Genomic DNA, 12,335 nt, shown 5'->3' with positions numbered 1-12,335 from the left:
TCAGACTTTCAGAAACTTGAAGGTGGGCACATAGATCAGCTCGGCGGTGATCTCACCGTCCACGAGCTTCCAGATGGGCTGAGCGCTGAAACCGCCTTTGGCGTGGTCAAACATGACCCGGTGCGTGGTGCCGCGCAGCACCAGGTCGAGCTCGATGCCCGGCAAGCTGGCCCAGGCCTGCAGCGTGTCGCACAGTGCGCGGGTGATCCAGGCTGCCGTGTCTGCGCCCACCAGAGTGATCGGCTGTCCAGCCTTCTTGAGTGCCACGTCGACCAGCAGTGCGCCGGTGGTGCCGTAGGCCGTGGTTTGCTCGACCGGGCTCCAGTCGTACTCATCGCTCCACTGCAGGCGGTCGCTGATGTGGGCCGTGGTGCCGTTGTAGGTCAGGGTGATGCTCATATGGATGCGCCTTTGGCCTGGGCGAGCTGGCGCAGCAGATCGATCTCGGTCTGCGCGCTTTGCGCGTCGGTGTGGCGTGTGGTACCCCTGACGACGCCCCAGTCGCCCACGCCGTTGATCGTGACGTTGTTCGTGTAGGTGCTGCCACCACTACCGCCGCTGCCACCGCCGCCAGAAGGCGGGGTAGGCGCTGATGTCGAGTCGTCCTGCTTGTTCGCAAAGATGTGCTGCTCGGCGGCCTTGTGCAGCGCCTGCGTCATCGTGCTGTTCTTTCCGGCGTACTTGATCTGACCGCCGTTGTTGATGTAGGGCACGTTTCCGCTTGAATCGACGAACTCGCCAGAGATCTTTTTTGAAGTCTCTTCGTCCAGGCCGGCCTGTTTGAGCCAGTCCATGATGGCCAGGCGTGTCCACGCAAACTGCGACTCGCTCCCAGGGCGATTGGTGATGCTCGAGGCCGATGTATCTGCGGATTTTTGCGCTGCAGCAGCGGCCAGGAACTGACCTTGAGCTGCGAGCGCTTTGGCGCCAGCGTCGGAATAAGCGGCAGCAAGATCCCTGACAACCGACGTGTGCTGTCGAGCGGCATCGATAGCGACACCGTGCGAGCCAGCTGCACCGGACATTGCAACGAGCGTGGCCTTGCCCGCCGCGTCAACTTCAATCTTGTAGCCACGCGCTGCAGCGTGCGCTTCGACCCATGATGGAGCGATGCCTTTATTCGCTGCGATGGCTTTCTCTGCGGTGGCTTTGAATGCCTCGCCCATCTCGCGCGCGCTGGCCGTGCCGCTGACAGCCAAGGTGTCGTAGGCCTCCTTGGCGTCGACGGCCGCTTTCTTCAACGTTTCGTCGGACGTAATGCCGAGCTGTTTCATCGCCTCGCGCACGCTGTTGATGCCGGGCAATACCCCATCCATAGCGTCTTTGAGGTCCAGGCTCTTTTGTTTGGCCTGGTCGAGCAGGCCGTCAGCCAGCTTGTCGCCCAGTTCTTTGCGCAGCGTCTTGACGCGCGCGATCACGGCGTCGATCTCTGCCTGGTTCTTGGCGCCGTCCAGCATCTTGGCCAGCGCCTGGGCCACCACAGCGCCCGTGTCCACGCCTACGGCCTTGAGCTCGGGCAGCTGGCGGATCAGGATGCTGATGTCACTCTGCGCGTCCTTGAAGCCCTGGCTCATCTTGCCAAAGGCCGCGGGCACATCAATGCCCAGATTCTGTGCCGCCTGCTCGGCGATCAGCCCAAGACCGGTGCGCGTGGCGCGCTCGAAGCTGTCGACCTTGGCGCGCAGGGCGTCAATCTCGGCGCGCGGCTTCTTGGTGTCGATGGCGTCCTGCAGCGCCTTCTTGGCGGCATCCATCGCAACGACAAAATCCGCGCGAAACTTCACCAGCTCGGGGCCGCTGAGCTTGCTGATGGCCTCGGGCATTTTCTGGCGCAGCAGCAGGTCGAGGTCTTCACCGCGCAGCTTGGCGGCTGTCAGGTCGCGCACGATCTCTGCGATGGCAGTGCTGGCTGCAGGCTTTGTATTGATGGCCGTGGCGAGCCCCGACAGTGCGGTGCGCGCATCTTCTGCCGCCTTGGCGATCTTCCCGACACCAGCTGCGCCCTGCGCGCCACCCGAGGCCACGGCCTGGCCTGCAGCAGCGCCTGCGCCACCGAGCTTGCCCAAGCTCCCCACCCCGGCATCGGCGGCGCCGGAGATTTTGGAAGGTGCGTTTTCTGCATCTTTCCACATGCCGTCCAGGATCTGGTCCAACTCCTTGCCACGCGCGATGTAGCGGTCGAATGCCGCGTCGATGGTGTCGCTCGTGAAAATGGCGGCTGCGGCTTCTTTCAGGAAGACCAGGTCGTTGACCAGTGCCTGCATGAAACCCACCAGGCCCACGCCGAGCTTGCGGGCCAGCTCGGAGTTCTCGCGCAGCATCTCCCCGATCTGGAAACCGACTTCAAAGCCCACGGCCGCCACGGTGATGTTGATGACCTTGGGGACCTTCGAGAGCTCCAGTGACATCAGCGATGCAGCCTTGCCTGTGGCCGCCATCTCCACGGCAAATGCGCGCAGCGCCTGCACGCCCTGCACAGCCAGCGCAGCGGTGAGCACTGAGCCGGCACGCGCAGCCACACCGGCCAGCGTGTCCAGGTTGTTGGCCAGGGCGTTGATGCCCTGCGCGGCGATGGAGCTTTGCGCCGCGCCGCCGGTCAGGCCGCCAACGAACAGCGTCCACTGCGTTTGCAGATTCGTGAGTGCCCGGCCCACGGTGAGCGGCAGGGTCGAAAACTCTTTGTCGATGGCCTCGGACTGGCCCTTGAGGGCCTGCACCACCTTGGTGGATGTGAGCTGGCCTTGCTCAGCCAGCGCGCGCAGGGCCCCGACGGGCACGCCAAGCCCATCTGCGAGCGCCCTGGAGAGGCGCGGCGCCTGCTCCATGATGGAGTTGAATTCGTCGCCGCGCAGCACACCCGACTGCAGGGCCTGCACCAGCTGGATGACGGCCGCTTCACTGGCCTGTGCCGATGCGCCGCTGACCTGAATGGCCTGGTTGATCGTTTTTGTGACCCCCAGCGCCTCGGTGTTGGTGATGTTCAGTTCTTTGGCGCTGGCGGCCAGGCGTCCAAACAGTTGGGCCGTTCCGTCCAAACTGCTGTGCGTAGCCTGGGCCACTTCGCCGACACCGCGCACGGAACTCTGCAAGTCGCCCTGTGCGCCGATGGCCAGACGCACCTTGGCTTCCAGGTTCTTGTATTGGTCCGAGACCTCTTGCACGCTCTTGGCGTAGTCCACCACCTTGCTCACGGCAAAGGCGCCGGCAACGGCGCTGGCTACCTGCGTGAGTGCGCCCTGGTAGCCCTTGGCACTGGTGGCGGCGCGGTCGGTTGCCGCGGCGGTGTCGTTGACGGCCTTGGGACCTGCGCCGCCCAGGTCTTTGAGGCGCGCCGTGGCACCGGCCACCGACGCGTCGACCTCGCGCACGCCATTGCGCAGCGCGACCTGCTTTTGCGCCAGGCCGGCGGTCTCGATGTTGTTGTCGGCCAGCGTGCCGCGCATGGCTTGCAGGCGCAGCTGGGCCGCCTGGTAGGCGTCCTTGGTGCTGTTGACCGCCTCGCGGGCACGCCCAAACTCCGCGGTCTGCTTTTTGGTGGGCGCGTCGGTCGCGGCGAGTTCGCGGCCCAGCTGCTGGGCCTTGGCCTGGGCCGCCTCAAAGGCGGTGCCAGTGGACACCGTTTCCTGCTTGATCTTGACGAAGCTGTCGATCAAGCTTTGCTGGCGAGCCATCTCGCCCAGCTGCTGGCGCAGCTGCTCGGCCTGGCGCTTGAACTCGGTGGTTTCTACACCGGCTTTGTCGAGCTCATCAATGACGCGCGTGAGGTTCTCCAGCCCCTCATTGCGTACGCCAATGGTGTATTCAACGCGTTTGTCTGCCATGCCCGCCTGTTTTTTTGAAGATGGAGCGCCCAGGCGCACCTAGTGCGCCTGGGGCGTGCACCCGCATTGCGCGGGCGCGGTCTATCACGCCATGCTGGCCTTGTAGTAGCGGCTGATGCCCACCCCCGTTTTGGTCGAGTCCATCAACACGGTGCCTTCGACGTCGAGTGCGCCGAAGTCCTTGTTGATGAGTGCCAGGCTCTTGGTGATGCCCTGGCTGGCACGCCAGATCTCCACCACCATGGGCTTGCCGCCATCGGCTTCGTTCAGGCCGCCAAAGGTCAGCTCGAGCTCGATAGCGTTGGTGGTGAGCGCCTCGATGGCGGCGTACGCGCCGTAGCTATAGCTGGCCCACAGCTTGTCGGCATAGGCAAGGCCGGCCGCTTCGGGCAGCATGAAAATACCTTCCGGGCGTACCTCGTAGTTGCCTGCGGCTGTGACAGGCGTCGCCGTGGCCTTATCGGCACCCTTCTTCACAATGACTGCCGTGGGCTGGATGTGCTGCAAGCGCAGCAGCCCGCCCAGCGTCGCGGTGTGCGGCTCATCTTCGACCGTGCCGGCCTCAATGGCCTGCGCCGTGCCCAGCACGCCACGCGCCAGGTTGACCACGTTCAGGTCGGCCAGCTTCATCTTGACCAGGACCTCTTTCACGCGGCGCTTCTCCGCGTGGGTGCCGCCGCCCAGCGCGGTCATGTCGTCTTGCTTCTGGACGTCTTCGCTGTGCTCCAGTGCCAGCTCCAGCACGTTGCCAATCGGCATGGGGGCCGTGGCCGAGCCGTAGGGGCGGGCATACACCTGGCCCACGAGACTGCTGGGGCGGTAGACCTTCTTGATGATTTCGACTGCCATGGTGGGCTCCTATTGCGGTTTGCGAAAAATGGTTTCTGCCTCGAAGGCCGAAGGGATGTACTGGTGGCCTGCGCGGTACGAAGCGGGCGGTGGGCTGACCAGCGTCAATGGCCGCGTGGCCCCGGGCACGTTGGCGCCGATCAAAGCGCCCACCACCGTGGCCACAAGCGGGCCTGCGGCTTGGCGTGCCGCCTGGCCGCTGCGCTGCGTAGCCACGTTGCGCACCACCGCAACGGCGTACCACTTGTGCGCCAGCTTCCAGGCGGTACCCAGGTCTTCGGCCATGCGGTAGCCGCCGTAGATCAGGTGCACAGCGGGCGTTTTTTGCGCGCCTTCCTTCACGTCGGCCAGGTCGGCCGACGTGAGCACATGCACGGCGGGCTTCATGCCCTGTACGGCCTGCTGCACGAGTTGCACCAGGTGCGACTCCAGCCCCAGCCAGTTGTTGGCCTCGGAGACGGTTTGACCCTGCGTGCTCATGCATAGCCCCGCGTGCTGTCGTCGGTGATGCGGCGCGGGCTGAAGCCATGGAACACCTCGGCATCGCCGGGCGCATCGCCGGCCACCAGCGTGCCAGGCACGCCGCCCCAGGGGCACGACAGCACCGCCTTGCCTTCGGCTATCTGGCCCAGCTCGCGCTCGGCGGCCTTGTAGCGCAGGTACACCTCGTGCTCGGGCGCCAGGTCGCTGTAGAGGTAGTAGCGCGCCACGTCGCACACCACGCGGGTGAGCTGGGGCGGCGGCACGAACTGCACTGCGTGCGGATCGCCCGGCACTGGCGCGGGCTTGCTGCAGCCCGGCAGCGGCAAGCGGTACACGCGGCCGACAAAGCCGTCGGCAAACGCCTGGGCGTCGGCCAGGGCGCGCTCGGCCTTGGCGGCCTGCACGGCAACGATGTCCGGGTCGGTGAGCTCGATCATCTCGGGCTCGTCGTAGCGGTCGATCATGTCCTGGACGGTGGCGTAGTTCATGGGCGGCTCAGAGTGCTGGCGCTCAGGCGTGCACGTGCTTGTAGAGCTGCACCTCGATCAGCTGGCCGGCAGCCGTGGCTGCACCCAGGGCGCGGCCGCAATGGTCTGCGGCAGTGCCTGTGATGGCCCTGCCGTCGGTGCCCACCTTGACCAGGGCCCCGAACGTGATGGCCGCCTCGGCTTCCACCAGGGCGCTGTAGCCGGTGATGGCAGTCACTGCTTCACCGACATCGGCGGCATGCTCGGTGACGCCCTGGGCATCCTTTGCACCACCAGTCACGCTGGGGTAGCCGCCGTCGTAGGCGATGAAGCGGCAGGCGGCCACGGCCGCCATGGCCACGATAGTGACCGCGTGCGTCTTGTCGTACTGCCGGCCGGTGTTGTTTTGCGATGGCATGGTGTGAGGCTCCTGTGGTTACTTGCGCGCGGGGGTTTTGGCGGCGGCCTTGGCCGGTGCTGCTGAGGCGGCCTTGGCCGGATCTGCTGAGGCGACGCCCTCGCCGTCTGCGGTGGTGACTGCGGTGGCCGTGGATGCCTGTGCCTGCTGCGCACGTTGGCGCGCGGCTTCAAATTCGGCGGCTGTCGCAGCGGCGGCGCGGGCGTCAGCCTTGACCTTGGCAGCAGTGTCGGCAGTGTTCTCGGCGGCGCCGGCCAGCTTCAGCTCGCGCTCGTCGTGCTCGTTCAGGTCGGTCAGCTCTTCACCGGGCTGGATGACGGTGCGCACACCAGCCACCATCACGGCGGTGGCCACCAGGGCAATCAATTTGCTCATGTCGTTCCTTTGAGTGCTTCGGATGGCCCCGCAGGACTGCACTGCGCCTGCGGGGCGTCTCCGGGCCATTGCTGGCCCATCGCGCTACGGTTGTTACTTCGGGTTGGTGAACAAGAACGCGGCGGTGTTGTAGGCCACGTTGGGCTTGCGCTCGTAGGTGGCGCCATAGATCCAGCTCTTGGTGCCGTCCTGAGTGAAGTACGGCGTCTCGGCAAACGGGTGGCCTTCGATCACGTTGGTGAAGCCGAATGCGGGCTCCGCCAGGCTGACGTCCGCGCTGCCACCTCCGGCCATCTTGGGCACATAGGCCAGCACGGCGTTGTTGCCCCAGACGTCGCGGCCGGTGTCGGTTTCGTCGATCCACACCGCGTCGCCCACCACGATCTCTTCGACCTCCAAGATCGACTTGAGCTCGTTGACGCCGGGTGTGCCGATGAAGGTAGAAGGCAAGCGGCTGAGCACCTGCTTGTTGCTGCGCAGCGCCGTGAATGCATCGGCCGACAGAGTGAGGCGATTCGGCCGTTTGCCGATCTTCTTACGGACCACGTCCTTTGCCGCGTCGATGTCGGTTACGGGCGTGCCTGTGTCTGCGGACCACTTCGTGCCGCCTGCCAGGGCCAGCACATGCCCGGCGGCATAGGTGCCCGCCGCGGTGGCGAGCTGGGCTACCTCGATCTCGTAGTCCAGAGCAAGGATGTCGTTGGCCGTTGCCATGGCCATGCGACTGATGTCCAGGTAATTGCCCACGTTGAGCTTGCGGCTCTCGTCGGCCTCACGGATCAGCTCGCGGGGAATTGGGACATCCACCGCGTACTGCTCCACCGCGTATGTCTTGCCCTCGTACTTGATGTTGACGCGCTTTGTGGCGCCACCTGGCGCGCGGCGCAAGTTGTAGCGGCGCAGACGCTCGTCACCCAGTTGGGCCAACATAACGCTGGACAGCGCCTGTGGCAGACGCGGGAAGAGCTTTTCAGCGATGTATGTGCCCTGGCCCATGCCGAGCAGCAGCTTGGTCAGGATGGGGTTTTGCTTGAGCCGGATCTCGGCGGCGGTCATCGTCATGGTGTTCGGTTCCTGTGGGGTTGATGTGCTATCCGCCGATCAGCTCGTGAACGACGCGGTGACGGCGGTGAGCGCTTCGGCGTAGCTCACCTTGTGCTGGCGCATGTAGGCGTCGGCGGCCTGATCGACCTCGGCATCGCTCTTGCCCTTGGCGGCACCAGCCTGTGCTTGGCTGCCGGTGTTGCCTGGTGCGAATTCGCCAAAGTTCACGGCAGGCTTTGCAGCGGCGATCAGGTCTTGCAGCCACTGGGCCGGGCTGACCTTGCGGGTGCTGTCGCCCTCAGCAAACTCGACCGGCTGCACATCGGCCAGCGCGTCGAGCGTCGCTACGGCCATGTCCTTGTCCTTGGGCAGCAGACGCCCCGCTTGCACTTGCGATTCGGCGAACGACACGAAACCTGCCTTGCGGTCGGTGCGCGCCTTTTCGGCAAACGAGGTGGCCTTTTCCTGGGCCTCGGTGGCTGCGGCTTTGTGCTTGGCAGCATCGGCTTCTGCTCGTTCGCGGGCGGTCTTCTCGGCCGCAAGCTGGGCTTGTGCGGCCTCGAGCTGTTCTTGCAGGGTCTTGCTCATGTCGTCGGGCTCCTGGGTGGTGGTGACGGTTTCGGAAAAGTTGACGGCGCCAGCCTGGTCGCCTTCGGAAAACTCGATGTCCTTGAGGCCGGCCACGGCCGGCGGCTGCGCGCCCAAGAAAGCGACGTGGCGCAAGTACCACTTGCCGGGCGTGGGGTTGTTGGGGGCGTGCGGCGGGTAGAAGCTGGCGCTGCGCTTTTTGAAGCGGCCGGCCTGCACCATCTCGGCAAACTGCGGCTCGACCTGGTGCGGCGTGATGGCCAGTGCGCCGGCTGCCGTGCGCGCCACGGCCTTGACCCAGCCGTAGGCCGGCAGGTTGTCTTTGGGGTGGCCCACCGTGAGCGGGGCCTCGCGCAGCGCGGGGCTGTAGCTGGCGGCCATGCCGTCCAGATCGGCCTCAGAAAAGTGGTGCGCTACGCCGGCGTCGTCCAGGTGGCGGCCGGCGCGGAAGATCTCGATGCCGTCCGGGAGCGCGGCGGGCGGCGTGGTGGTAGCGGGCTTGTTGGAAGGCATGGCCGCTACTGTCGTGCGGCAGGGCCTGCCCGGCTAAATCGAGCACTCCACAGATTCACAGCAAAGAAAAAGCCCCGCGCGCGCGTGGCGGCGGGGCTTGGCGCGCGGGTAAGCCGGCGGACGTCAATCCAGCGGCAGCTGCCCCTGGCGCGCGGCCAACTGCTGGCGTCGCCACTCACCCTCGATCTGGCGCACACGTGATTCGGTCAGACCCGTGGCGTCGGCCACCTGCTTGTAGCTGGCACGCTGATCCAGCAGCTCCATCGCGCGGCGGGCCTTGGCGCTGGCAGCCATCATGGCGCCCACAGGAATATACGGCTGCGAGCCACCCAGGTCTTGCGCAATGCCCAGCGTCAGGGCCACCGCTAGGCGCGCCAGTGCCAAAGGCTCCACTGCCTGCGAGCCGGGCGCGGACACCAGCGTGAGGTAGTGGCTGGTGGCCAGATCGCGCCAGGTGTCGGGCCATGCGGGCGGGATCACCCCTTCCAGAGGAGCAATCTTGTCGGCCGTCAGGTCGGCCAGGTCCATGCGTTCAAACATTTCAGTGATCATGCCCACCTCCATGCGCATCTCTGCGCTCTTGCCACGCCTTGAGCGCCTCGATCAGCGTGTCGAGCTGGGCGCTGTTGGCAAAGCGCAGCGCGCTCACGTGTACCGTGCGCTCGACCCAGGCGTTCAGCGCCGGGGCGCTGGTGTTTTGCACCACGCCGTCGCGCCCGAGCTGGTGCCACAGCGCCCACACCTTGCGCTCCTTTGGGCTCGCAGCGGCTTTGACCTGGTCGAACTTTGCGGGTGCGTAGGGGCGCCGCTGCGTGGGCTGCGCCACACCCATGCGCTCGGCCAGTTTTTGCATGTGGTCGCGCACCTGCTGGCGCTCCGGGTCCGTCATGGACTTGCTACTGTTTTTGCCCGAGAGCTGCAGCAGCAGCGCGCGATAGTCGCCGTCGGTGAGCTGCAGCTTCGACTTGAGCACGTGGATGGCGCTGATGTGGTTTGTTGCCATGGCCTTAACCCAGCAGCAGCGGCCCGAGCCACCAGTTCCACAAGCCAACGATGCTGGTGATCAGAAACACGCACTGTTGCGCGAACATGCGCCAGTGCCGGTGGCCCGCGCTGAACGCCAGCCAGCCGATGTTGCTGACCAGGAACGCCGCAAAGCCCAGGCCCGGGTGCACGGCGCTGGCCAGCAGCGCAGCGCCCAACATTCCGGCCGCGGCCGCAGCGGTTTCGATGGCGAGGGCAAGGCGCATCAGACCTCCTTCGCTTTGAGGGCCACGGAGACGCTTTCAGGCTTTGCAGCACCCAGTGCCCCAGTTTTGGTTTTGGGACGGTTTGGGAGGGACTCCTGCGCGTCTGAGGCAGCTTTCGGGCTGATGGCGGCGGCCACATGTGCCAGAAGGCGTGCAGCGTCCGCCCCGGTGGTGCGGATCGTGATGCCCTTGGAGGTTTCGCGCACGGTGATGCTCATACAGCCGCCACGTCCAAGCTGATGGGCAGGTACTCGCCCGTGGCGTCGCTGCGCTCATAGAAGCGGATGTAGGGCTTGGTGCTGGCCGTTTGCATGCTGTCTGCGATGGCATGCATGGCTTGCTTCCAGGCTTCATCGTGGATGGCCAGGCTGCGCAGGCCCAGCACCCGGCCGGTGTTGATCTTGCCCTCCTTGTCGGTCTGGAACGCATGGTTGACCAGCACGCGGATGTTGTCGTTGGCCCCCTCGCTCCAGGCCTGCACGCACTCGTCGATGAGCTCCTTTGCGGCCATGAGCTGCTCGCCAAAGATGATGCGGTCTTGCATCTGGCGCACCAGCTTGAACTTGCCGTCATAGCTGAACAGAGTGACGTTGCCCTTGGCGCCGCCGCTCTTGACGCCGTACTGCTCCATGCTGGTGGATACCAGTGCTGCCACCTCTTGCATGGCGTCGAGCTTGAATCTGCCGAGCGCAGTGGAGCTGGCCTTGGCGAGGGTGCACAGATCGGTGACGACCTGGTGGCGCAGCTTGTCGATGTCTTTAACCTTGGCCTCTGGCACCAAGTTGCCGTGCTGGTCTTGCCAGTAGCCGGGAGGAATGTGCGTGTCTGTTGCCATGTGCAACTCCTTTCAATGAACGGGGGTTGAAGAAATCAGGCTCTTTTTGGTAGCCGAGGCCTGCATAAGCTCGCCCGCATATGCGGTGAGCGCAAAGCCCGCCGCCCCCAGGGCTTCAGGCGGCAATTGCATGCACGTGAAGCGGTGCACCCTGCAGAGAGCCTCCAGGACCAGGAAAGCGTCCTGTTCGCCGGTCAGCGCTTGGACGATTCGGCGGGCCATGGCATCTGCCTGGGCGGAAAACTCGGATTTGCTCAGTTGTTTGTTGGACAAAGTGCTCTCCTGGTCAGCAGCTGAAGCCGCGGCTGGCCACGGCAGCAAAGTCCATCGCGCCACGGCGGGTCGGTGCAAAGCTGGGGGGCGTGTAGGTGCCGGCCATGACGTTGATACGGCGCGGCGGCACCAGATTGGGCGTGGCTGGCGGCGTGGCCACGGCAACGGCCAGCGCTGCGCGCGCCGAGGGGCGCACAAACCACTGCTGCACGCCTTCGCTGTTCCAGCCGAAGTCGAGCCAGCCGCCGGCGATCAGGTTGCTCAGGCGCTTGAGCAGGTCGGGGCGCTTCTCTGCAGGGAACTGCGCGAGCAGCGTCTTCGCGGTGCTGGGACCGTGCGCCCTCAGGTGCGTGACGAGGACCAGGCTCTCGTGGCCCAGGGTTGTTTTGCGGCTCATGCTTGACCTTTCTTCTTGCGTTCGATTTCTTCGCGCATGCGGCGCACGGTGGGGCTGGGGCCTGCAGGTGCTGCCGGCATGACGGGTGCCGGGCGCGGCGCCAGCGCCTGGGCCACGTGCGTGGGTTCGTTGGTGATGGCAGGGCGCGGCCCGGTGCGGCGCTCCTGCTCCTGTTTCTGCTCGGCCGCGGCCTCGTGCTTGTCGGCCAGGGCCGCCAAGATGGCGTACAGGTAGGCATGCCCCGTCATGGGCAGGCTCAGCCGGTCGTTGGCGCGGGCGCTCAGCATCTGCTCGATGGCCTGCGCCCAGGCGGGCAGCGGCGCATCCCAGTCACGGCCTTTGTGGGTGATGGCCTTGCGCTCGATGTCGGGCAGGAGCTGTCCAACCAGGCGCAACTTCTTGGTGTTGGTCAGACGCTGTTTTTCTGGCACGAACAGCGTCAGGTACTGCAGCACCAGGTTGCCAAGCGGCACGCTGATGGACACGAGGCGGTCGAACGTGCGCTCGGCCTCCAAGTGGCCCAGCAGCTGCTCGAAGGTCACCTCGGCGGAGCACACGGGGCAGACCAGGGTTTCTCCACGTTTGCTCATTGCAGGGGCCAGCCTTTCACCTGCGCGAGCGCCGCCAGGAAGCCGACCAGCCCGGCGAATGCCAGCACTCCCATGGCTTGCAGTACCAGGCTGCCCAGGGGGCTGATGCGCAGAGCGCGGCGTGCGCGCCGCGGCTCATGGGCAATGGCACCGGGGGCGAAGTAGAAGCCACCGGGAGGCAGGGCCTCGGTGTCGTGGCTGCACTGCTGGCTGCATTCGGCATTGCGGGGCTCCGACAGGCACACACCCCGCCGGATGCAAAGGCGCGGCGCGTTCATGCGGGCCTCCGCACAAACAGGGCCGAGACGCCGCGCGCGTCCGGAAAGTCGGCCAGGGTTTGCAGCACGGCTTCAAAGCCGTCGGTGAACAGGCCGGTGTAGCGGCTCTTGCGGCCGTCGCCGCGGGTGATGTGGATGCGGTAGATGGCCATGG

General features: G+C 65.7%; 19 protein-coding genes. All 19 read right to left on the bottom strand.

What is annotated here, in order from left to right; translation table 11 throughout:
• A complete protein-coding gene (locus tag B2J89_RS01560) occupies window positions 1-399 on the bottom strand; it encodes a hypothetical protein (RefSeq protein ID WP_169167471.1) in 399 nt (132 codons plus the stop codon).
• A complete protein-coding gene (locus B2J89_RS01555) occupies window positions 396-3,821 on the bottom strand; it encodes a tape measure protein (RefSeq protein WP_169167470.1) in 3,426 nt (1,141 codons plus the stop codon). Before B2J89_RS01555 ends, B2J89_RS01560 begins: the two co-directional genes overlap by 4 nt.
• A gap of 84 nt (window positions 3,822-3,905) precedes the next feature.
• On the bottom strand, window positions 3,906-4,670 hold the full coding sequence (locus tag B2J89_RS01550; protein ID WP_169167469.1) for a hypothetical protein: 765 nt from the start codon (window positions 4,668-4,670) through the stop codon (window positions 3,906-3,908).
• A gap of 9 nt (window positions 4,671-4,679) precedes the next feature.
• A complete protein-coding gene (locus tag B2J89_RS01545) occupies window positions 4,680-5,150 on the bottom strand; it encodes a hypothetical protein (protein WP_169167468.1) in 471 nt (156 codons plus the stop codon).
• Entirely contained in the window at window positions 5,147-5,641 is a 495-nt protein-coding gene (locus tag B2J89_RS01540) for a gp436 family protein (protein ID WP_169167467.1), read from the bottom strand. Before B2J89_RS01540 ends, B2J89_RS01545 begins: the two co-directional genes overlap by 4 nt.
• Before the next feature lie 22 nt (window positions 5,642-5,663).
• Window positions 5,664-6,038 (bottom strand): capsid cement protein, encoded by a 375-nt coding sequence (locus tag B2J89_RS01535; RefSeq protein WP_169167466.1) that lies wholly within the window; start codon window positions 6,036-6,038, stop codon window positions 5,664-5,666.
• An 18-nt stretch (window positions 6,039-6,056) separates the two neighbouring features.
• Entirely contained in the window at window positions 6,057-6,413 is a 357-nt protein-coding gene (locus tag B2J89_RS01530; RefSeq protein WP_169167465.1) for a hypothetical protein, read from the bottom strand.
• 93 nt (window positions 6,414-6,506) lie between these two features.
• Window positions 6,507-7,475, bottom strand: coding sequence for a hypothetical protein (locus B2J89_RS01525; RefSeq protein ID WP_169167464.1), 969 nt, complete (start codon window positions 7,473-7,475; stop codon window positions 6,507-6,509).
• A gap of 39 nt (window positions 7,476-7,514) precedes the next feature.
• Window positions 7,515-8,558, bottom strand: a complete 1,044-nt coding sequence (locus tag B2J89_RS01520; RefSeq protein ID WP_169167463.1) for a hypothetical protein — start codon at window positions 8,556-8,558, stop codon at window positions 7,515-7,517.
• 123 nt (window positions 8,559-8,681) lie between these two features.
• A complete protein-coding gene (locus B2J89_RS01515; protein ID WP_169167462.1) occupies window positions 8,682-9,110 on the bottom strand; it encodes a hypothetical protein in 429 nt (142 codons plus the stop codon).
• Window positions 9,100-9,561: a regulatory protein GemA gene (locus B2J89_RS01510; protein WP_169167461.1), complete on the bottom strand. Its 462-nt coding sequence runs from the start codon at window positions 9,559-9,561 to the stop codon at window positions 9,100-9,102. The genes B2J89_RS01515 and B2J89_RS01510 overlap by 11 nt, the downstream gene beginning before the upstream one ends.
• A gap of 4 nt (window positions 9,562-9,565) precedes the next feature.
• On the bottom strand, window positions 9,566-9,808 hold the full coding sequence (locus B2J89_RS01505) for a hypothetical protein (RefSeq protein ID WP_169167460.1): 243 nt from the start codon (window positions 9,806-9,808) through the stop codon (window positions 9,566-9,568).
• Entirely contained in the window at window positions 9,808-10,026 is a 219-nt protein-coding gene (locus B2J89_RS01500) for a hypothetical protein (RefSeq protein WP_169167459.1), read from the bottom strand. Before B2J89_RS01500 ends, B2J89_RS01505 begins: the two co-directional genes overlap by 1 nt.
• Window positions 10,023-10,643, bottom strand: a complete 621-nt coding sequence (locus B2J89_RS01495) for a DUF3164 family protein (RefSeq protein ID WP_169167458.1) — start codon at window positions 10,641-10,643, stop codon at window positions 10,023-10,025. Before B2J89_RS01495 ends, B2J89_RS01500 begins: the two co-directional genes overlap by 4 nt.
• A gap of 12 nt (window positions 10,644-10,655) precedes the next feature.
• Complete coding sequence (locus tag B2J89_RS01490) at window positions 10,656-10,916, bottom strand: hypothetical protein (protein WP_169167457.1); 261 nt, start codon at window positions 10,914-10,916, stop codon at window positions 10,656-10,658.
• Between the two features lie 13 nt (window positions 10,917-10,929).
• Window positions 10,930-11,313, bottom strand: a complete 384-nt coding sequence (locus B2J89_RS01485) for a hypothetical protein (protein WP_169167456.1) — start codon at window positions 11,311-11,313, stop codon at window positions 10,930-10,932.
• Window positions 11,310-11,903 carry a hypothetical protein gene (locus B2J89_RS01480; protein WP_169167455.1) on the bottom strand — a complete coding sequence of 198 codons (594 nt, stop codon included), beginning with the start codon at window positions 11,901-11,903 and terminating at the stop codon, window positions 11,310-11,312. Before B2J89_RS01480 ends, B2J89_RS01485 begins: the two co-directional genes overlap by 4 nt.
• Entirely contained in the window at window positions 11,900-12,181 is a 282-nt protein-coding gene (locus B2J89_RS01475) for a hypothetical protein (RefSeq protein WP_169167454.1), read from the bottom strand. Before B2J89_RS01475 ends, B2J89_RS01480 begins: the two co-directional genes overlap by 4 nt.
• Window positions 12,178-12,333 carry a hypothetical protein gene (locus B2J89_RS01470; protein WP_169167453.1) on the bottom strand — a complete coding sequence of 52 codons (156 nt, stop codon included), beginning with the start codon at window positions 12,331-12,333 and terminating at the stop codon, window positions 12,178-12,180. Before B2J89_RS01470 ends, B2J89_RS01475 begins: the two co-directional genes overlap by 4 nt.
• Window positions 12,334-12,335: the final 2 nt, after the last annotated feature.

Source organism: Acidovorax sp. SRB_24 (assembly GCF_012931925.1).
This window is presented reverse-complemented; position numbering and strand designations above follow the sequence as displayed.